Origin of the sequence: Lysinibacillus sp. A4, assembly GCF_024919535.1 — a bacterium.
Classification (GTDB): Bacteria; Bacillota; Bacilli; order Bacillales_A; family Planococcaceae; genus Lysinibacillus; species Lysinibacillus capsici.
Window position 1 is genome coordinate 1 of sequence record NZ_JANWTB010000005.1, and the last position, 19914, is coordinate 19914.

Annotated in this window: 20 protein-coding genes and 2 pseudogenes; 14 read left to right on the plus strand and 8 right to left on the minus strand. The window is 36.7% G+C overall.

Annotated features, from left to right (window positions below; genetic code table 11):
• The 7 genes and pseudogenes from NY607_RS11150 to NY607_RS11180 form a co-directional block, all read left to right on the plus strand.
• Positions 1-898: pseudogene (locus NY607_RS11150) on the plus strand (hypothetical protein); the annotation flags it as partial.
• Between the two features lie 49 nt (positions 899-947).
• Positions 948-1226, plus strand: coding sequence for a DUF2577 domain-containing protein (locus NY607_RS11155; protein WP_259419697.1), 279 nt, complete (start codon positions 948-950; stop codon positions 1224-1226).
• Between the two features lie 62 nt (positions 1227-1288).
• Positions 1289-1801: a hypothetical protein gene (locus tag NY607_RS11160; RefSeq protein WP_259419698.1), complete on the plus strand. Its 513-nt coding sequence runs from the start codon at positions 1289-1291 to the stop codon at positions 1799-1801.
• Complete coding sequence (locus NY607_RS11165; RefSeq protein WP_259419699.1) at positions 1786-2190, plus strand: phBC6A51 family helix-turn-helix protein; 405 nt, start codon at positions 1786-1788, stop codon at positions 2188-2190. Before NY607_RS11160 ends, NY607_RS11165 begins: the two co-directional genes overlap by 16 nt.
• 828 nt (positions 2191-3018) lie before the next feature.
• Positions 3019-3330, plus strand: a complete 312-nt coding sequence (locus NY607_RS11170; protein WP_259419700.1) for a hypothetical protein — start codon at positions 3019-3021, stop codon at positions 3328-3330.
• Positions 3331-3464: 134 nt separating this feature from the next.
• Positions 3465-3902, plus strand: a pseudogene (locus NY607_RS11175) (solute carrier family 23 protein); the annotation flags it as partial.
• A 300-nt stretch (positions 3903-4202) separates the two neighbouring features.
• Positions 4203-4724: a DUF2179 domain-containing protein gene (locus NY607_RS11180; RefSeq protein ID WP_048391915.1), complete on the plus strand. Its 522-nt coding sequence runs from the start codon at positions 4203-4205 to the stop codon at positions 4722-4724.
• A 43-nt stretch (positions 4725-4767) separates the two neighbouring features.
• On the opposite strand, the gene NY607_RS11185 is transcribed toward NY607_RS11180, so the two are convergent.
• The gene (locus tag NY607_RS11185; protein WP_259419701.1) at positions 4768-6054 is read right to left on the minus strand and encodes a DUF2252 domain-containing protein; all 1287 of its coding nucleotides are present in this window, start codon (positions 6052-6054) and stop codon (positions 4768-4770) included.
• A 181-nt stretch (positions 6055-6235) separates the two neighbouring features.
• Between NY607_RS11185 and NY607_RS11190 the strand changes: the two genes are divergently transcribed.
• Positions 6236-6805: a YitT family protein gene (locus tag NY607_RS11190; RefSeq protein WP_048391911.1), complete on the plus strand. Its 570-nt coding sequence runs from the start codon at positions 6236-6238 to the stop codon at positions 6803-6805.
• Positions 6806-6838: 33 nt separating this feature from the next.
• Here NY607_RS11190 and NY607_RS11195 read toward each other — a convergent pair whose 3' ends face one another.
• The 4 genes from NY607_RS11195 to NY607_RS11210 all read right to left on the minus strand — a co-directional run bounded on the left by NY607_RS11195 (position 6839) and on the right by NY607_RS11210 (position 10754).
• Positions 6839-7735: a DMT family transporter gene (locus NY607_RS11195; RefSeq protein WP_131522395.1), complete on the minus strand. Its 897-nt coding sequence runs from the start codon at positions 7733-7735 to the stop codon at positions 6839-6841.
• A 103-nt stretch (positions 7736-7838) separates the two neighbouring features.
• Complete coding sequence (locus NY607_RS11200; protein ID WP_131522396.1) at positions 7839-8999, minus strand: PucR family transcriptional regulator; 1161 nt, start codon at positions 8997-8999, stop codon at positions 7839-7841.
• Between the two features lie 161 nt (positions 9000-9160).
• Positions 9161-10579: an amidase gene (locus tag NY607_RS11205; RefSeq protein WP_237899133.1), complete on the minus strand. Its 1419-nt coding sequence runs from the start codon at positions 10577-10579 to the stop codon at positions 9161-9163.
• Positions 10569-10754, minus strand: a complete 186-nt coding sequence (locus NY607_RS11210) for a hypothetical protein (protein WP_009373346.1) — start codon at positions 10752-10754, stop codon at positions 10569-10571. Before NY607_RS11210 ends, NY607_RS11205 begins: the two co-directional genes overlap by 11 nt.
• 295 nt (positions 10755-11049) lie before the next feature.
• On the opposite strand from NY607_RS11210, the gene NY607_RS11215 reads away from it, so the two are divergent.
• The 4 genes from NY607_RS11215 to NY607_RS11230 all read left to right on the plus strand — a co-directional run bounded on the left by NY607_RS11215 (position 11050) and on the right by NY607_RS11230 (position 15080).
• On the plus strand, positions 11050-11931 hold the full coding sequence (locus tag NY607_RS11215) for an EAL domain-containing protein (RefSeq protein ID WP_259419702.1): 882 nt from the start codon (positions 11050-11052) through the stop codon (positions 11929-11931).
• Positions 11909-12859, plus strand: coding sequence for a GGDEF domain-containing protein (locus tag NY607_RS11220; protein WP_131522399.1), 951 nt, complete (start codon positions 11909-11911; stop codon positions 12857-12859). Before NY607_RS11215 ends, NY607_RS11220 begins: the two co-directional genes overlap by 23 nt.
• A gap of 88 nt (positions 12860-12947) precedes the next feature.
• Positions 12948-13391 (plus strand): hypothetical protein, encoded by a 444-nt coding sequence (locus NY607_RS11225; protein WP_131522400.1) that lies wholly within the window; start codon positions 12948-12950, stop codon positions 13389-13391.
• 294 nt (positions 13392-13685) lie between these two features.
• On the plus strand, positions 13686-15080 hold the full coding sequence (locus NY607_RS11230) for an L-cystine transporter (protein WP_131522401.1): 1395 nt from the start codon (positions 13686-13688) through the stop codon (positions 15078-15080).
• A gap of 47 nt (positions 15081-15127) precedes the next feature.
• Here NY607_RS11230 and NY607_RS11235 read toward each other — a convergent pair whose 3' ends face one another.
• The 3 genes from NY607_RS11235 to NY607_RS11245 form a co-directional block, all read right to left on the minus strand.
• On the minus strand, positions 15128-15442 hold the full coding sequence (locus NY607_RS11235) for a hypothetical protein (RefSeq protein WP_131522402.1): 315 nt from the start codon (positions 15440-15442) through the stop codon (positions 15128-15130).
• Positions 15443-15542: 100 nt separating this feature from the next.
• Positions 15543-16082, minus strand: a complete 540-nt coding sequence (locus NY607_RS11240) for an SLOG family protein (protein WP_371824166.1) — start codon at positions 16080-16082, stop codon at positions 15543-15545.
• A gap of 221 nt (positions 16083-16303) precedes the next feature.
• On the minus strand, positions 16304-17449 hold the full coding sequence (locus tag NY607_RS11245) for a DUF418 domain-containing protein (RefSeq protein ID WP_237899135.1): 1146 nt from the start codon (positions 17447-17449) through the stop codon (positions 16304-16306).
• Positions 17450-17552: 103 nt separating this feature from the next.
• Between NY607_RS11245 and NY607_RS11250 the strand changes: the two genes are divergently transcribed.
• Positions 17553-18254 carry a response regulator transcription factor gene (locus NY607_RS11250; protein ID WP_131522405.1) on the plus strand — a complete coding sequence of 234 codons (702 nt, stop codon included), beginning with the start codon at positions 17553-17555 and terminating at the stop codon, positions 18252-18254.
• Positions 18251-19894 carry a sensor histidine kinase gene (locus tag NY607_RS11255; protein WP_131522406.1) on the plus strand — a complete coding sequence of 548 codons (1644 nt, stop codon included), beginning with the start codon at positions 18251-18253 and terminating at the stop codon, positions 19892-19894. The genes NY607_RS11250 and NY607_RS11255 overlap by 4 nt, the downstream gene beginning before the upstream one ends.
• The last annotated feature ends 20 nt before the right edge of the window (positions 19895-19914 follow it).

Below are 19914 nucleotides of genomic sequence, written 5' to 3' on the forward strand. Positions count from 1 at the left end.
GATTACGAGCGTCTTTTCTAATATCGTTGGCTACGTAGTGCCTATTATTCAATCCGTTTGGACCACAGCGCAGCCGATACTTGGCGCTTTGGGCAACGCATTAAAAATCGTAGCTGATATTGCGATGTTAGCATGGAATAACGTATTAGCGCCTGCGATTAACTTCGTTATGAAGTCGTTTCAGATGCTTTGGACAGTCGTAGGTCCTGTGTTAGAGCTTTTCGGTTCTGTTATCGGAGCAACTTTCGCAGTATTACGACTAGCTTGGGACACAATCGTCGGGCCATTCGTCGCATTTCTGGCAGGCGCATTTACGCAAGCGTTCGGAGCAGCTACGGAAATCGTAAAAGCATTGACTCCGGTATTCCAGACTGTGGGTAACTGGATTAGCACAGCGGCAGGCTATCTTAAAGAGTTTGCGTCGATTTTAGGCAACATCAAAATGCCCGATTGGATCGGTAAAATCGGTTCTGGCGCTGTGAAATGGGCTAAGAACTTAGTTCCTGGCGGAAACAATAAGCCGGACGGGTCGCATTACAACGGACTGGCGCGCGTACCATTCGACGGCTATCTAGCTCGACTTCACCGTAATGAGATGGTATTAACGGCGCAAGAGGCGGATCAATACCGCTCGCTTTTAAGTGGAAGAACATCGGGTTCGAGTTTTGATCATATAAAGTACGAACAGGTAGAGCGAGGCGTGGTAAATAAGGCAACCTACAAATCGTACAGCACAACAAATGTCCCTAGTAGTGAGAAAAGTACACCTAGCGTTGTTAACATTACTCCTACGTTTAATGTTGAAAAGATGGAAGTTCGAGAAAATGCAGACATCGACAAGATTGCGTTAGGGTTAGCAAAATTAATAGAAAAGCAGGCGATGCAAGTTGCTTATTAAACCAAAGGTTCCTATAGAAGGTAGTGGTGGTACGCGGTTGGTTGGGATAATGCAGGCCGTGGGATATAATCCTGGCGGTACTCTAAAGATAGCAACCGTTACGAGTGAGAATCCAATTAGTATTCTCCTGGACGGTGACACAATTGATACGCCTGATCCTTTTCTCGTGTGCAATCCGCAATTATTGCCTTACACTGAAACGGTGAGGATAAACGGTCAAGTCGCGACTATTGAATACGAGAATAAGCTGAAAGTAGGCGTTCGTGTGTTAGTTTTCGAAGCAGAACATCAGCAACAACTATATGTATTATCGTTATCGGATGAATGACGAAGAAGGCAGGCGCTTAAATGTGCTTGTCTTTTTTATATTAAAGAAAGGAAGTAGATGAAATGAAACGATCATCAACTATGGAAGAAATAAAAGCGGACATTGAGCGTTTACAAAGTGAGATTGATGCGGCAAATATGGAGCGAGGTTATTGTAAAATACCGTTCCCACCTGTTAGTGACGTTTGGGCAGAACAGGCATATAAACGTAATTTAGCAGACATAAAGGCGTTTTTAGCAGATTACGCAGAATTATTACTAACGGCAAAGGAAATTGTACCGTTGGGTGAACAAGAACGTGTTAACGATTGGTTAGGTATGCTAAAGGTTGCGAGAGAAGCAAAGGATTTAATACTAGGTTCTACGTGTACACTGATTGCTGCTTTATTACGGATCGCTACAAATGGTAATAGTAGAATGCACTTCGCAAATTTAGCGGATATGCTTGTAAGTATCATTGAAGAAACACCTTATTCCGTTTATTTCGAGGATGCTTATAAAGGTGACTATGACGGAAATTTTGATCAATACTACGCTGATAAACGAGAGGAGTTAGTTAAATGGCAAGTAAACTAGAAGGTATTTTAAAAGAACTGACGGCCGATCAGGCGAAGGCTGCCGAATTAATTTATGAAAACGATCTATTACCGAAGGGTAAGCGTCGTTCTTATGTTGACATTGCAAATGAGATTGGCGTATCTGATCGAACATTGCGTAAATGGAGACAGTTGCCTGCGATGTTAGATTATAAGTCAGCGGTAACGGATACGTATTTAGCTGATAATCGTACACGGGTTATGCAGGCGCTTATTAACGAATGTGAGGCGGGTAATGCCTCGATGATGAAACTATACATGCAAACGATGGGTATGCTCGTTGACAAGGCGGAACTTGAGATTAAAGCGCCGACAGCCGATCCAGATGCAGTTGCAGCTAAGTTGGCGAGTATTAAAGCACGCTTATAAATAGCGATATATCAACGTTTTAGAGCGTTAAAGTGTTAAATGGCGGTGGTTGGCTTCGGCTGACTGCCGTCTTTTTTTGCGTTAAAGGAGCGTTGAGGCTTCCGTTTGATTCCGAAATACGAGGAAACATCGGGTAGAAGGCGCTGGCGGACGCGCTACCTTGAAAACAAATCGTTATCTGACAATTTATCCGATATTTTATACAGCATTTTATGCAGTATTGTAACGCATGTATAAACAGAGATAGTCGCAAGAATTGCGGTATATCAACAATGTATAAGGTTGTGTATATATTGTTTTTATGAAGAAGTTGAAAAAGTCAGTTGTATCAACGTTTCGTAGCTATTTTTAGTTTACATAATTAAGCTTATGGGAAGTTATAAACGAATATTTATTCAGTCTGTATTCATTGCGTCAATTTAGCGTCGAATAAATCGAAAATTCCCCAAGCCGCATATTTCCTACAGGCGCTTTCTGCTGTCCGATAATTACAGATACTATTTTAAAAACAAGCCGACTTTTTGCGCTGTCAGACGTAGCGAAAATAGTTGTGTCGGATAGTAGTGCGTGTGGAATCGTCTGAATGCTGCCTATTGCATAGGTTATATATGTTATTTATTACTATTTTAGGAATATTTTAATCTGATTTAACTTGCGTCAGTTTTGCGTCATAGCGATTTCTCCGTAATATAACAATATCTCAAAGTGCTACCGAATAATATCGGACGACTTTCCTTCAATTCTCTTTATATAGTTGAGGTAATTTTGCGGATACCTAGCTGTTTAAATTTACGCTAGAATAGCGAAGTGAAAGCGAGATGATTAAAAATGTGGGAAAAAGATTCGTTTACTATCGGAGAGATTATGGAGGAGTTAAATCTAACGGATGGTCAAATTCGCATAATTCTTAGTAAAATGCAGGATCGTGTAGACTTTAGCGAGAAGTTACGGAATGGGGAACGTAGATTAAATAACCTAGAGGTAGCCGTAATTGAATTTGTACATGCACGTACCAGTAAAGAGAGAATACAAGATGACGCTTGCGATTTAGCGGTTTCTATTTTTTATCGAGATAATAAACCTAAAATAATAAAGGAATATCTAACGTCTGAAATTGAGAGATTGGAAAAAACCGAATAAGTTTTATTGCAGAGCGTGTTGATAGTAGTGTATATTGGAAAAAAGAAGATAGTTATTAATAGGCGACTATCTAATATGTGGGATTAATAAAATGTAATATAGTTAATTATATAACGAATGAATAGGAGCCTCGGTATTACCTGTTCTCACAAAACGTGGGACTAACTCGTATGTCAGGCGTTAAGGACCGTAAAGTCATTTACATCACAGGTGGTCTACTTGTAGCATTAGGCTTCCTACCAAAAATCGCAGCATTAACAACGATTATTCCAACATCTGTACTAGGTGCGGCAATGCTTGCGATGTTCGGTATGGTGATTACACAAGGTATGGGCATGCTTGTACCTGTTATGAATGAATCAGCAGAAAACGCAATGATTGCAGCGATTGCAGTAAGTTTAGGTGTCGGTGTATCCGTTGTTCCTGGCATTTTTGATGCACTGCCAACAAGCGTTTCAATCTTAACGTCAAATGGTATTGTTTGTGGTTCAGTCACAGCGATTATCCTAAATATTTTATTCAACATGATTGGGCCGAAGCATAAAAAAGACCCGATGCATGGGGAAGTTTAAAAAGATAATTAAATAACATTCATCTAAATATTTTACATATTTTGATGAAAAGAATAGTGTCATCTACTTTTATCTATTGATATAGATTTAAGGAGGTGGCATTTTTTTGTCGTAATAGATTAAACTATTGATTATGATTTTAGATTAAAATTTGTTCCGTTAAAATAACTTTAGACAGTCATCTTGAATGTTTAACATTAGACTAAAAGGGAATGTAAAATAGAGTTGTTGAAATCGCATGTAACTCTCTCTTTCAACATATACTTATATAAAAACTACTCTCAGAAAGGTCTAGCATAAATGCAAAGTATTGTTTTAATTTTAATTCTACAATTAGTATATGTACCTTTTTTAACATTACGAACTATATTTTTAGTAAAGAATATCACGTTCCTTGCTGCGATATTTGGGATGCTGGAGATGTTGGTGTATGTATTTGGCCTTTCACTCGTTTTTAGTGGGAAGCAAAGTATGTTATCTATGGTTGTCTATGCAGTTGGGTTTGGATTAGGTATATTTTTAGGAGCAAAAATAGAACGAAAGCTAGCGATAGGCTATGTTTATACAACCATTAATACGCAAAATAAAAATGAAGAGCTTGTGAAATTTCTTCGCCACGAAGGGTTTGCAGTCACGATTTATATAGGAGAAGGGCGAGATAGTAACCGCTATAAATATGAGATCTTAACGAAGAGGAATCGTGAAGGAGAGCTCTTTCAAATAGTAGAGCAATTTGAGCCGAATGCGTTTATTATCTCGTATGAGCCTAAATCATTTAAGGGCGGCTTTTTACTTGCTCGTATGAAGGCCAAGCAAAAATAATAGTCAATATGAGAGGACCTTCGCTAAAAGCGAAGGTCCCTTTTTACATTTTTGTTTCAACCCAGTTTTTGAATAAGTCATAATCTGTATAGACGGTTTCTTTGTAACTCATTGCTTGTAAAATTGTATGTTCTATAAATACATTTCGTTCTTTACCGATCGCTTTTAAAATCTCCTCCTCGCTGTGATAGGTAAAAACATGAGAATAATCGATGTCAGCTCGTGCATGTATTTTAGCGGCGATTTTCCCCATAAGTGATGTTGTTGTAAAGTAATCCTCTACATCCTTATAGTTTTTAGGCTTAATCTTCTTTTTATAAGGAGAACGTTCTCGAATATAAAATTCCTGACCATTCATTGTAATAAAGGCTAAATGTGGATCCTCTAAGTGGTGCATGGCTTTTTGAGTTCCAACTACTCGTGCTCCTTGGTGCTCATAATGAGCCCAAAACAGATCCTGATAGGGAAGAAAGTAGGCAGGAATGGCTGTGCGTACTTCTTTCATTTCTAACACTAAATTTTCAACCCCTGATGCACCCTTTTCATCTTCCACTAAAATATAGTAACGTTTTAAACCGATAGAAGCTGTCCCAGAGCCATACTTATAAGCTATGTCCCTAATTTTATAAGTAGAAAGTGCGTTTGAAATGGCACTGTATTCCTCAGCAGTGACTGGTTGAATTTCTTCACTCCATAAGAAAGCACGTTCGCCATCTTCATTGAGATACGTAATATCTTGTAAAAAGTAAGATCTTTGGCGTTTTTCAAGCTTTTTCAATAACCTCTTTGCGGGTCCCTTTGTATTATCTTTTGTGAAAATGAGTGTTAGAGGATCATCCTGTTTACGCTCAAATCGTTTTAGTTGATTGATATAACTATTAAGAAAATGTTGAATAGCCTTTTCTTGAGTTGTTTTATGTAAGTCTTGTTCTTCTAAATAAAGTGCAATACTAATACTCATACGAATAATATCGTATAAATAAGAACCGACATAGCCCTCATCGAAATCATTGACATCAAAAACAATGGAGCCTGCTTCATTTTGAAAAGCACCGAAGTTATCCATATGCATGTCACCTTGAATCCAAGTCGGTTTTCTATCAGGAGTATGGAAGATTGAAGCGGATTTTGTCATATCAAAATAAAAGAGATAGGCACTCCCACGGAAAAAGCGAAAAGGACTTTCAAGCATTTTACGGTATTTCTCCAAGCGCTGTACCTCTGTTAAGCGCATTCGTTGACCATCAAACTCTTCAAAGATTGTTTCCAATTGTTCTTGTCTTAAAAAAGTTCTAGTATGTTTAACTTGTTCCAATAATGCATGCTCCATATCATAATCCCCTTTGTTAATTTAAAATTTATCTGTATATACGGAAATAAATTGAATAAGTTTCGAAGAAATTTAGCAAATGCACTCGATAAAAATGGCTAATCATCTAAGGTTATTTCATAACATGTTCAATAACCTATTTTCATACTATAAGACATGCATAGACACGGAGGGGGGTTGTATGTATTTCTTTACAAAAAGTCTAGTTATTATAATAGGAAGTATTTCATTGTCGTTAGGAATAAACTTATTTTTAACGCCCTATGAAATTTTAGATGGGGGAGTAGTAGGGTTAGCGCTAATATTACATTATTTATATAAGCTCCAAATTGGTTTAATGATTATTATCATTAGTATTCCAATTTTTATTATTGCGTGGTTTAAATATAAAACCTATTTTTACAATAGTATACATGGCTTACTAACGTCTTCCTTCATTATCGATTTTTTAAAGCCTGTCCGCAATCTTGTGCAAATTGATGCGCTCTATAGTGCCATTCTTGGAGGAATACTTGTAGGCTTTGGTATTGGTCTAATGCTGCGATTTCAGACAAGCACAGGGGGGACTGACTTGATAGCACAATTTATCTGTGATAAAACGGGTATCAATGTTGGGATATTAATATTTTTTATTGATTCCATCGTGATTGTTATAGGTGGCTTTCTCCTATCCACCTCGACCTTGCTATTATCTATAATTACAGTGCTAGTTGTGGGGATTACGACAAGCATTATTACTAGTCGAGTTTAATAAACATAAAAAAAGTTCCAGTATAAACTGAAACTATTTTGGGGTCTGATTATCGAGTGCTTTCATTAGCTTCTTTTTTGGATGTGCGGGTTTCACTTCGGCAATTAGTATAGCTAGTAAAATAAGGACAGCACCAACGACCATACGGCTTGTTAGCATTTCATGCAAGAAGATAACGGATAAAACCATGCCGAAAAAAGATTCCGTTGATAGTATAATCGCAGCCTTTGTGGCAGTTGTATATTGATTGGCCACATTTTGGAAAAGATAAGCTATTGTTGTAGAAAAAATCCCTAAGTAAACAAGAGAGTAAATTGCCTCTTTTTCAAGTGACGTAGGAATTTCACCCTGACTAATGACAACTAGAACACCTATGAAGGATGCTGTGAGAAACTGAATAATAGTTAGAGCAATGGCATCTTCTTTTTGAACAAAAAGGTTTGTACAAAAGATATCAAAGGCAAAAGCAACAGCACAAGCTAATGATAGGGCATCACCTATATTCATTGTCAATGAGCCTTGTAATGATAAAAAGCCAATGCCTACAATTGCCATTATCGAACCAATGATTTCGTAGCCATCGATACGCCGTTTATAAACGGCATATGCTATTAAAGGAACAATAATGACATTAACTGCGGTTAAAAAGGCATTTTTAGATGGTGTTGTATATTGCAGTCCGACTGTTTGAAGGGCAAACGCTATATACAAAATCGTACCTAATAAAGCTCCCTTCCAAATTACTGATCTCGAAGCCTTTTTTAAGCGGGCGCCAAATAAAACGCTTAATATGATTGAAGCTAATAAAAATCTGCCAGCCATTACTTGATATGCTGTTAAATATTCTAGAGCAATGGCCGTTACAACAAATCCACTACCCCACACGATTGCAGTAACTAATAACATGCCATCAGCTATGTAAGTTTTCATGTGTTCTTCCTCCTAACTTCAATAGAATAGCATAAGAGAGAAGAAAAGAATTTGATTTTATTTCTAAATATTCAGGCGTTTTTTTGTACTTATTCCAAAGCGATTAGTCACTGGTCATTTTGCTATGTAATAAGTACAATTTAACGGCTGCAGCTAGGCGTTCATAAAAAACATAATCATTATCTATGGGGGCTACTAGCTGACGTATTTTAGCCATACGATAGCGAATTGTATTTGGATGACAGAATTGTGCTACAGCAACTTCCTTAATATTTCCTTTTTTAATGATATAAGTTATGGCAGTCTCCATTAAATCTGGATCAGCCTTATCATCAAATAGAGGGGCTAAAAAGGAGCTAACATAGTCCATAGCGAATGCTGCATCTTTACGGTATAACTCGATTAATAAACAATCAGACGCGAGATTCTTATAATGACAGCTAGGGAGAATATCGATTTCAGCGAAAATACTGGCAAAAAAGGCTTCGCGTAATGCCAATGGGAATCCTGTCTGGGCATCATTACAACTGCTATAGCCGAAAGTGATTGTATCAGTGGGTATGGCGTATAATGTTAGCCATTCATGTAAAACCCTTTCAAATTGGAATTGCTGAGATGGATGTGTCATGATGATAAATAGACTTTTTTTATAAGAACAAATCATACCCGATTTTAATAGTGGCTCCAACGAGTAAAAGGGCTGCATCCAGTTCGGATGGATTGTGTCACCAGCTCGTAGATTTGCTATAAATACATATTTTTCAAAGGGCTTATTGAGCTGTTGTAAAATGGATTTGATTTGCTCCTGTGTTACATCTTCCTCCACTAACCTTCGTAAAATCGTTTCTATAAAATAGGAATAATCCTGTGTCTTAGCATAAGCCATCGTTTCTAAAATGATTTTTTCAAAAAACTCATCCCCACCAAAGCGCAATATAGGGAAATTATGCTGCTCTGCATACGACAAAACTTCTTCAGGTAATTCCTTAAAAATAACAGGCTTATAAGCTAAAGCACTAGCCCCAAGCTCAATTAGATTTTTAACAGCATTGAATAAATACTCAGGCTTTTGCTTAGCAAATAATAAACTACTTAACACAACACTGTTGGGTGTAAAGATAGTATCTCTGACATGGTGGATGTCAGGTGAAAATTCAAAGTCTAATATTTCTACATTTTGAACAGCTTTATTTAAGCCGTTGTGACCCGCTATAACAGTGAAGTCTTTGGTAATAGGTAATTGTAAAAATTTCTCTACATTCATGAGTGGATCATTGCCTTTCCAGTAGTAAGCTTCTAGCTTCTATTATAAAATTACTTGTTCATAAAAAACCATTAGTATGAATGCTAACAGGTTTCCCCCATAAAAAAATCTGCTCATTCAGTGGTATACCGTGAAGTGAGCAGATTTCTAGTGCTTATCGTTTAGATATTAGCAAAAATATTTGGTTTTCTATTTCTCTGTGGATTTGCTTGCTCAACAGCGTAGCCTACATTTAAAATGCGTCCTTCTTTAAAGGCTGGGCCAATAATTTGTAGACCTATTGGTAAGTTTCCTTTAAAGCCACAAGGAACCGAGAGGGCAGGTAAGCCTGTTAAGTTACTAGGGCCTGTAAAGCGGATAATATTATCAATTAAATCTACTTTTTGACCGTTTAACTCTGCAAAATCATCCCCAATTGTACTGGCTACAACAGGTAGGGTAGGGGAAATGAGCACATCTACCTTATTAAAAATCTCTGTAAACTCCTGCTTGATTTGACGACGTACCTGCTGAGCCTGCAAGTAATCGACTGCAGAAGGTAACTCACCAAGCTCAAATAGCAGACGAATATCGTCACCAAAATCTTGTGGTCTCTTTTGTAAATCTGAATGGTGTATAGCTGCTGCCTCTGAAAGAGACGTCACAAGCTCTGCCCATTCTGCATAATGTAGGGAAGGAATACGCACCACTTCTACTTTAGCGCCTGAATCCACTAAGCTTTGAATACTTGCTCTAACAGCCTTCTCTACATCAGCATCAACATTATTAAAGAAATATTCTTCATTGATACCAATCACTAGATCTTTGATATTGCCAGTAAGCTGCTTCTCATAGTTGTCTACTGGAACATTCACGCAAGTAGGGTCTCGATGATCAAAACCAGCAATGACTTCGAGCAAGCCCGCTGCATCCTTAACTGTCTTTGTCATCGGACCAATATGGTCTAAGCTCCATGCTAGCGGGTAGCAGCCGTATTTACTTACACGACCGTGTGTAGGTTTTAAACCTACAATGCCGCAAGCAGAAGATGGAATTCGAATAGAGCCTGCTGTATCTGTCCCTAGTGAAGCAACACTTGCTCCAGCTGCAACAGCCGCACCAGAGCCTCCACTTGAACCACCAGGAATTTTATCTAAGTCCCATGGGTTACGAACAGGGCCGTAATGAGGGTTGTTATTGGTAATTCCCCATGCATATTCATGCATACTTAATTTCCCAGTGAAAATAACACCAGCATCACGTAGCTTTTCAACCACTGTCGCATCATAATCAGAAACGAAGTCCTTATGAATTTTTGAGGACATCGTTGTTATTTTATCTTTAAAATACAAGTTGTCCTTTAAGGCCATAGGTATCCCATGATACATACCCTTATAATGACCTTGGAGAATCTCCTGTTCAACTTCTTTTGCCCTTGCTAAGGCTTCTTCCCGATAAAAAGCCATATAGGAATTAATTTTAGGCTGACTTTCCTCAGCAAAATCTAAAATAGCTTTCGTTAGTTCCACGGGAGATAGCGACTTTGATGCAAGTAAAGGTGCCAACTCTTCAACAGATTTTAAATGTAAATCAGTTGTCAATGTGATCACCTCCAGGAATACTACGTACAGCGATGTCTGCATCATCAATCGCAATACCTTCTAAATTGCTGCGAAGTGACTGCATACCTTCCCAGCGTGTTTTTAATAGTTCAAGGTGTTCAGGTTTCGGTGTAATTCCTTTGTTCTCCAATAATTGTTGAATAGACAAGCTCATTAACAGGATCCTCCCTTGAATAATTTTTATCTAAATAGGTTTCCCTATTAAGACCAATACAGTAAAAACACAAAAAAATATAATAGGTAATATAAACCTATTATTACAATCATACACTAATATCATTTTATATCAAATAAATTATTTGTAATAGTTTTAATATTGTGAAATATTAACTAGAAAAGAGTTTTGTTAAAACCTATTGCTGGAACTTGCTCTTTTTACATTCGATTCACAGTCTGTTTACAATCAAAGCGTACAATGAACCATAATAACCAATTGAAGAGGTGCAGGGATGGAGTCTGTAGTGGGACAAAGTATAAAAACAAGTAATATAGTTTCTTTTTTTAAATATTTATATGGTCAGCATCAAAGTAGTTCGTTATATATGAAACGTTTAAAGGCATTGAAACAAATTATTCAAAATAACGATTTACATACATACTTTCAACCTATTGTAGATTTACAGTCACAGCAAACAATAGGATTTGAAGCCTTAAATCGACCATTACCCTCCACATTATTTAACAGTGTGGATCAGTTTTATGAGTTTGTAGGGCAAACAGATTGTGTTTTTTTATTTGAATGTTTTTGTAGAAATCTTTCCTTGCAACGTTTTAAGGAACGTTTACACAAAGACTTGGTGAATAAAAACTTTTTAGTGTTCCTTAATATACATCCCAATGTTTTATTAGATAAAAAATATCACAGTGGTGAAACGCTACAATTATTGAAGGAGCTTGGAATTAAACCTCAGCAAGTGGTTTTTGAATTAACTGAGCGGAGTGCAGTAATAGATTTTGTGGAGTTTGAACGTGTATTATCACATTATCGATCACAGGGCTATCGTATTGCCGTAGATGATGTAGGATCAGGCTATAATAGTTTAAAAACGCTCATCTATTTAAAGCCAGAATTTATTAAGCTAGACCGTTCGTTAATTCAATTCATAGACCAAAATAGTGAACAACAGCAACTCGTCACATTGTTAATGAAATATGCTGAACAAGCCAATACTAAAATCATCGCTGAAGGGATTGAACGACAAGAGGAGCTTGATTATCTCCATCGTATTGGCATTCATTATGCACAGGGCTATGCGATAGGAAAGCCTGCAAAGGAAATATATATGGGGAAAATAAGGGTGGGTGACCATGAAGATAGGGGAAGTCATTGAGAAAGTTCCATGTATTGATGAATTTGTGAAAAATAAAGAAGTAGATGTACTTTTTACAAGTAATCCATCGTTGCGTAGCGTTGTTGTTGTGCGTGATGAAAAACCAATTGGACATATTACACGCACACATTTCTATCAAAAAATCGGTACTCGGTATGGCTATCATTTATTAATGGAACGTCAAAATCAGCTGATGATAAAGAAAAACCCTTTAATCGTTGATCGTAATACACCGATCACAGAGGTTAGTACATTAGCTATGGCTAGACCTCCTGAGGATTTATATGATGATGTCATCGTCACGAAAAACAATCTTTATTATGGTATGGTTAGTATTCGAGAGTTATTGTTAAAGCTTGTTGATACACAAGTAGCCATTGCAAGCTTCCTGAATCCATTAAGTAGTCTTCCAGGCAATAAATTAATCGATGAAAAGTTAGAGGAAGCACTTCAGCTATCGCAATATAGTTTAATCTATTTTGATTTAGATCACTTTAAAACCTACAATGACACTTATGGCTTTAATAAAGGCGATAAAATTTTACGGTATTTAACAGAAATACTAAAAAGACATATCTGCGGCGTAGAGGATTTTTTAGGACATATTGGTGGAGATGATTTTGTAGCCATTCTACCTTATTACGAGGTAGAAAAGATGTGTCAAAAAATTATTGATGACTTTGATGCCAACATACTTAGTTTTTACGAGTTAGAGGATCTAGCATATGTTCAAGTGGCTAATAGATCTGGAGAACTGGAGCCTTTAACATGTACATCCTTATCCATTGCCATAATTACGAATGAATATCAGTATTTTGACTCTGTCGAACAATTATCCAATGCGGTAACACATGTAAAAAAGCAGTGTAAAAAAATAGCGGGTAGTTGTTACCTCATTAATAAACAACAAAAATATTTTGTTCATTAGCAAACTATGCTAGAATTATGGAATTGATATGTAAAATATATGAAAATTTAAATAAAATTGATATATATTTTGGTTACAGGAGGTTTAGATGGATTCAAGAAGACTGCACATTTGGCAACCCGTCACTTGCTTAGAAAGAGCCCAAATCATTAATGCCACGTTGAATTATACAGATCGAGGGCTCTGCTTAACATTAATAGATCGAAACAATACAGAAGTTGATATTATCTATGATAAGATGTCTCCTATTCAAGATTATGTTTGGTCTTTTCGCTATACTGGAGAAATCCCACGATCTGATTTAGTAGACATGGTCACTGAAGCCATGACCCAAGAACAATCTAAAAATTCTTCAGCAGAATGGTTTTATAAAATGAGCAATTCAGATTATATAGAATGGTTTGATCAACTCCCGTGGATTGGAAGCAAAGAAATTCCTACCGTAGAACATCATATCTACTGCTATAATGACGGTGTGTTTGACATCATTAGTGACTACGAACCAAGATTTGTAATTAGAAATAATGCTTAAAAGGCTGCCCCTGCACTGTTAAAAACTAACAGTATAGGGGCAGTTACTCATTTGTCACCAAATGTAGTGGCATTGATTAAACTAGCTATACATTTACAAACATTCTTTATGACTTTTCCATGATTAATCCTTTGCCAAAGGATGATTGTTACGCCATTTTTCGGGGTATAATTCTTAGCAAGAAAGCTTTTTGTTATAGGAATTTATTAATCTTAATAAAACATACTTGAATTATAGGGATTATGGGTATATAATTCGATTACATTATTATAAAACATCTTAGGAGGCATTCCATTGTCGAATTTACAAATCATTCTTAACGTAGCAGTGTTACTTGTGTTCGTTGGAATTTTATATGTTATGAATAAAAAGCACGTTAAGTTTTCTAATCGTGTTTTTGCCGGTTTAGGCTTAGGGATTGTACTTGGTCTTGGACTTCATTTTATTTATGGTCTCGATTCTGAAGTATTAGCCAAAACAACATCTTGGTACAATATTATCGGTACTGGGTATGTGAAACTGCTCCAAATGGTAGCAATGCCATTAGTATTTATCTCCATTTTAATTGCATTTACTAAAATGAAGATTGGTAAAAATTTCGGAAAAATGGCAGCACTTATTTTAGCCATTTTAATCGGTACAACAGCCGTTTCAGCAGCTGTAGGTATTCTTTCTGCAACAGTCTTTGATTTAGATGCAACACAAATTTTACAAGGTGACGCAGAAACTGCACGTGGTCAATACCTTGAAGAAAAAACAACGGGCTTAGCAGCTCCTGATTTACCAACACAAATTATTGAGTTATTCCCAGCAAATCCGTTCCTTGATTTAACGGGTGCTCGTTCTACTTCAACGATTGCGGTTGTAATTTTCTCAGCATTCCTTGGTTTTGCTTATTTACGTGTGGCACGTAAGGATGAGGGAACAGCAGCTACAATTAAAAAAGGATTGGATGCCATCTATGCCCTTGTTATGGGTGTTGTAACAATTGTATTACGCTTAACGCCATATGGAATTCTAGCGATTATGGCTCGTACGGTAGCAACATCTGATTTTGGAGCTATCTATAATTTAGGTAAGTTTGTTATTGCTTCTTATGCAGCTCTATTTATTGTTCTAATCGTACACTTATTAATCATTACATTAAGTGGTTTAAATCCATTTACGTATTTGAAAAAATCGGCAGAAACATTATTATTCGCCTTTACATCTCGTTCTAGTGCTGGTACTTTACCGATGAATATTAAAACGCAAACAGGTCGTCTTGGGGTATCTGAGGGGATTGCAAACTTCTCAGGCTCATTTGGATTATCAATCGGTCAAAATGGTTGTGCAGGTGTATATCCTGCGATGTTAGCCATTATGATTGCACCGACAGTCGGCATTAATCCACTTGACCCTGTGTTCATTATTACAGTTATTGCAGTAGTAGCAGTTAGCTCATTTGGTGTAGCAGGTGTTGGTGGTGGTGCAACATTTGCAGCTATCCTTGTATTATCAGCACTTGATTTACCAATTGCTTTAGCAGGTGTATTAATCTCTGTTGAGCCTTTAATTGATATGGGTCGTACAGCGTTAAATGTAAGTGGTTCAATGACTGCTGGTGTTACAACAGCGCGTATTACTAAAGAATTAGATACAGAAATGTATAATAATAAAGAATTAGGTGCTCAAGTAGCAGACCTATAAGGTCAAAGAAGCCCCGTTAAAGGTAAAACTTTAACGGGGCTTCAGCTTTATACGATTTTTACATAAAAATCTTTACCGTTGATTAATTCAGATATCTCAATCTTATAATTTTGTTTATAGTAATCATAAATATTGTAGGCTAAACCGGAGTGTCCATTCAAATAGGTTCCCTTTTTAATCTCTTTACGTGGATTATGGAAATCAAAATATAAGCGTGAATCATGATTCATTGTATTTAAAATAGCAAGAAATTCTTGTTCTTCAATATGAATTCCCCGTGTATACCGACATTCTCTACGATACGTATCATGTGACACATTTACGGGAGAAGCTTCAAGAATCATTTCAATATGTTTATTCAAATGATGACAGCTCCTTTCAAATTATAGGTAAAAACCATAAGAACAATCAGCTTTTATTACTTCTAGTATATAATTGTCAGAAAATTATATCAATATTTTTCTACCAGTTTTGCTGTTGAATTTCTTCAGCTATTAATTGTAAGTCATAGGCAGTTACTGATAAAAGATTATAATCATGGGACTCCATATATTTTTCTGCAAGCCGTTTGATATATTTGGGTGAACCCTCATTTTCTTCATCATAAATTAATAAAAGTCCATCTGTATTTTGGATAATAAATTTGTCCTTCTCAATAAATTGCCAAGGAGCTTCATATGGTTTTTTGGTCACGCTTGTGACAAAATCAGCTTGGGCAATTAAAGCTTGATACTTTTCTTTTTTATGATCTTGCCAATTTTTCTCTTGCTCTAAAAAAGGTGTAATCACAGCGTATTTTAAAAATGGAAATTCTTTTTTTAACATTAAAACAACTTCAGCACTCCAAGTTTCTACGCCCTGCTGGCCGCTGATAATCACCCATTCGAGACCTTCATCAAGCAGTGTACGTAGTTGAGCTTCCAATGCTTTTTTTATGATGACAATACCGGGATGTTTATCATTAAAGATACCAAGCTCATGTGGTTTATAGCCAGTAATCATAATCCGATGTAACAACGAAATACCCCCTAGGCTGTATAGTTGTAATCCTAGTATACAGCAAGGAGGCAAATGAAATCGATATTGTCTATGAAAAGGCAAATAGTGTTAAAATTACTGCTACAGCTGCACAAATGCCTAAAAACCACCATGAGTCTGTAAAGTCTTCTTTTGTGTCACTATTCATAAAAAATATTCCTTTCTAATTTGCTTGTTTGAGGGGTTTACTTTACTTGACCAGTCCAAGACCAATTTGTCCATATTCGTAAGATTGTTTCAAACGGACCACGTTTAAATTTCTTTAAATAGGCAAGGCTGAAAACACATTGCAGGCTATAAACAACGATTCCGAAAAGGATTCCGCCAAAGACCCCTAATTTGCCATATAAGCCAAGGCCATAGCCATAAAAAACAGTTGTACAAATGATGGTTTGTAGTAAATAATTGGTTAGTGATAGTTTGCCAACGCTCTCAAATGCAGGAGCTAGTAGTTGAACTGGACGGGTGTTATAAATGTATGCTGCGAGGCAAACATAGCCAATCGCTAATAACTGGGAGCCACCCATTAATAAGATAGAAGAAAATGCACTTTTACTTTCTATAAAACTTACACTTTTACATACGAGCCCTATGGGTACAAGGAGAGCACCTAGCTTATACCATTTCATTTCCTTGTTCATCTCCACGAAGGCCTGCTTCTTAGCAAGCGCCATCCCAAACAGGAATAGTGGTGCGTAGAACATAGGTGCAAAAATTAATATAATGAAAATAAATGAAGAATCCTCCATTCCTGGTACTTCGGCATTAGCTCTAAAATCAAAAATTTCTAAGTAGCTGCCGTTAGCGTAAACATCATCCGCTTGCTCGATGTATGTGTCTATTTCTTTTTGTTCTTTTTTAGACGTTTCCATAGAGCCGTATGTTAACGCCGTAGTTAGTACAAATAGGATACCAGCCCAAATAAATAAAGTTTTTGGTTTACGATTAATAAATGGGATTAAAAATAACATCATACAGCCATAAGAAAATAGAATATCGCCTTCCCACAATAAAATAGAATGTAATAAGCCAAGGGCAATTAATCCTGTTGCACGACGCAAAATAGACCAACGGCTTTTATTCTTTTTTCTGCGGATGGATTCAATTAATTTAATAAGTGAGAAGCCGAATAAAATAGTGAAGATGGGCATAAACGAGCCTTCAATCACAACTTTTACAAAATATAAAGCCCCGTTATCTAAGGTAGAAAGATTTTTTAATTCATCTTTGCCGTACATCCCGAATTGGAAGATTAGCAAATTTGCCATTAAGATGCCAAATAAACTAAATCCACGCATTGTATCAATGAAAGTAACACGATTAGTTGTCATTGCGTTTTATCTCCTTAATTGGTTATCTTATACATATAATAAATAGGGAAGCTTATGGTGAAATAATGACTACCTTAAAGTAATCTTAAAAGTAGGTGAGGAAATGCAGGAAGCATCAATTTTAGTGTTAGAGGATGAACGTGCCATTGCTGAAATGATTGAAATCATTTTAAGAAAAGAAGGAATTAACAATATTACCTTATGTAATACAATTGAAGAAGCGAAAGATGAAATGAATACTAAAACATTTGACTTTTATCTATTAGATATCATGCTACCAGATGGAAGTGGGCTGGATATTGCGAATAGTATTCGAGAAAAAACGGACGCTCCTATTTTTTATTTAACCGCAAAAAGTAGTGATGCAGATAAGCTTCGTGGTTTTATGAATGGTGCAGATGATTATATTACAAAACCATTTAACCCCTTAGAGCTTGTAGCACGAGTAAAGGTGCAGCTAGTCCGTTATATGAAGAAAAAAGGCGTATCAGAAAATCACATATTTACTTGCAGCCGTTTTACATTTGACATTGATGCAGCAGAAATTGAGGTAGACGGTGTAAAGGAAATAATCAGTGGTCGCTTGTTTCATTTATTAAAATATTTATGTGACAATGCAGGGCAAGTGTTATCAAAAGAGCAAATATACGAACGTGTATGGGGTGATTGTTTATTTGATGATAATACAGTGATGGTACATATTAGAAAGCTACGAGAAAAAATAGAAAAAAATCCTGGAAAACCGACATGCATTATCACTGTCAGAGGCATTGGCTATAAGCTTGTTGGGGACATTTCTTCATGAAGCCTGCTGGAAAATTAACACTCCGCTTTGTTTCGTATTTCATCATATTCTATCTATTGATCATTTCAGGTTTTATTATGAGTTTGGTGTTTTTTGCTATTTTTATCAATGACCGTGTTGGTGACAACATTCATGTGATGAGCTCCTTTGAAATCGAAGATGATGCAGTTGTAGAGCAAGGGAAGACAGTTAAAATTGCTGATTATTTAGTGAAGAGAGCTGAAGAAAATGTTGGACAGCTTTATTTATTTGATCCAACCATGACGATTGTTGATTATACAGGAGATACATGTGGTCTATGTGGAAAGTCAGATAGTGAAATATTGGCATTGCAGCAACCAGGCATGCATACATGGGAATTGCCGAATTACTACTTATTATTTCTTCCAACTACTCCTGTGCAACCACTTTTTGAGGATGCGCTTGAAAACTGGACAGCGACAGGGGACATTTCAGCTTTAACACAGCAACGTCTAAAAGAAAATAAAGCTAGTGTTGAAATTTATGACGAGCAATGGAATCGAATTGAGGTCATAGGCGAACGTTATGAGAAGCTAAATAAGCCACAATTACTAGAGGAAAAATACGATATTTTCGAGCATGCGGAGCTGAAGCAAAGTACAGCCTTAGCCAACGATAAGACATTTGTTGTAAGAATGCCTAATCCATCGTATAAGCCATTTGAAGAGCCTTTTAATAAGGCAATGGTACTGTTTGTTTCTATCTTCTTTGGGGGACATATTATTTTGCTGTTGGGGGTTATTTTCTTATCTATTAGTATTTCACGTCAATTCGTGCGACCACTTGTCTATGTGATATCGCGCATTGAGCGACTTACCCAATTCGATTACAGTGAGATTAGTGACAAAAAAATTCATCATAAAAAGACAGGGAAGTTGAAAAGAAAATTTAAACTGTTCCAACCTGTAGAAGAGTCACTCAATCACTTATCGGAGCGACTTGATTCAAATGAAAGGCAAATCAAGCATGCAGAGCAATTACGGGAGGAGTGGATAACCGGTTTATCGCATGATTTAAAGACCCCGTTAAGCTCAATTTACGGTTATTCAACGATGCTGGCATCGGAGGATTATGAGTGGACAAAGGAAGAGATGCGTATTTTTGCACAGACCATGCAGGAAAAGGCAACCTATATGGATGCACTTATTCAGGATTTGACGTATACGTATCAATTAAAAAATAAAGCCATACAGCTAGATAAAGTGGTACTGCCGCTAGCAACATGGCTACCACAATTTGCAGACGAACAGGTGTGTGTGAAGGTGGATGGTGATGTGTTGTTACAAGCGGATGAGCTTTTACTCAAGCGAATAATGGATAATTTAATTACCAATGCGAAAAAATATACCCCTGAAGGCACGAAGGTAATTGTGGAAGCACAACATACTGGTAAAGAAGTAATGCTTACCATTGCTGATCAAGGACCTGGTATTCCACAGGAGGAGCTCGATAATCTATTCGAACGCTATTATCGAGGTACGAATACAACAGACGATATAACAGGAACAGGGCTAGGACTAGCCATAACGAAGCAGCTCATTGATTTACACAATGGCACAATTAGTGTCCGTTCAGGTCAGGATGGGACAATCTTTGTGCTAAAATTTCAATGTCATTAAGGTGAATCTCTGAGCTTTCT

Coding starts and splice junctions, on each gene's coding strand:
- NY607_RS11155 (WP_259419697.1), top strand. CDS start 948: ATGCAGGCCGTGGGATATAATCCTGGCGGTACTCTAAAGATAGCAACC.
- NY607_RS11160 (WP_259419698.1), top strand. CDS start 1,289: ATGAAACGATCATCAACTATGGAAGAAATAAAAGCGGACATTGAGCGT.
- NY607_RS11165 (WP_259419699.1), top strand. CDS start 1,786: ATGGCAAGTAAACTAGAAGGTATTTTAAAAGAACTGACGGCCGATCAG.
- NY607_RS11170 (WP_259419700.1), top strand. CDS start 3,019: ATGTGGGAAAAAGATTCGTTTACTATCGGAGAGATTATGGAGGAGTTA.
- NY607_RS11180 (WP_048391915.1), top strand. CDS start 4,203: ATGCAAAGTATTGTTTTAATTTTAATTCTACAATTAGTATATGTACCT.
- NY607_RS11185 (WP_259419701.1), bottom strand. CDS start 6,054: ATGGAGCATGCATTATTGGAACAAGTTAAACATACTAGAACTTTTTTA.
- NY607_RS11190 (WP_048391911.1), top strand. CDS start 6,236: ATGTATTTCTTTACAAAAAGTCTAGTTATTATAATAGGAAGTATTTCA.
- NY607_RS11195 (WP_131522395.1), bottom strand. CDS start 7,735: ATGAAAACTTACATAGCTGATGGCATGTTATTAGTTACTGCAATCGTG.
- NY607_RS11200 (WP_131522396.1), bottom strand. CDS start 8,999: ATGAATGTAGAGAAATTTTTACAATTACCTATTACCAAAGACTTCACT.
- NY607_RS11210 (WP_009373346.1), bottom strand. CDS start 10,754: ATGAGCTTGTCTATTCAACAATTATTGGAGAACAAAGGAATTACACCG.
- NY607_RS11215 (WP_259419702.1), top strand. CDS start 11,050: ATGGAGTCTGTAGTGGGACAAAGTATAAAAACAAGTAATATAGTTTCT.
- NY607_RS11220 (WP_131522399.1), top strand. CDS start 11,909: ATGAAGATAGGGGAAGTCATTGAGAAAGTTCCATGTATTGATGAATTT.
- NY607_RS11225 (WP_131522400.1), top strand. CDS start 12,948: ATGGATTCAAGAAGACTGCACATTTGGCAACCCGTCACTTGCTTAGAA.
- NY607_RS11240 (WP_371824166.1), bottom strand. CDS start 16,082: ATGATTACTGGCTATAAACCACATGAGCTTGGTATCTTTAATGATAAA.
- NY607_RS11245 (WP_237899135.1), bottom strand. CDS start 17,449: ATGACAACTAATCGTGTTACTTTCATTGATACAATGCGTGGATTTAGT.
- NY607_RS11250 (WP_131522405.1), top strand. CDS start 17,553: ATGCAGGAAGCATCAATTTTAGTGTTAGAGGATGAACGTGCCATTGCT.
- NY607_RS11255 (WP_131522406.1), top strand. CDS start 18,251: ATGAAGCCTGCTGGAAAATTAACACTCCGCTTTGTTTCGTATTTCATC.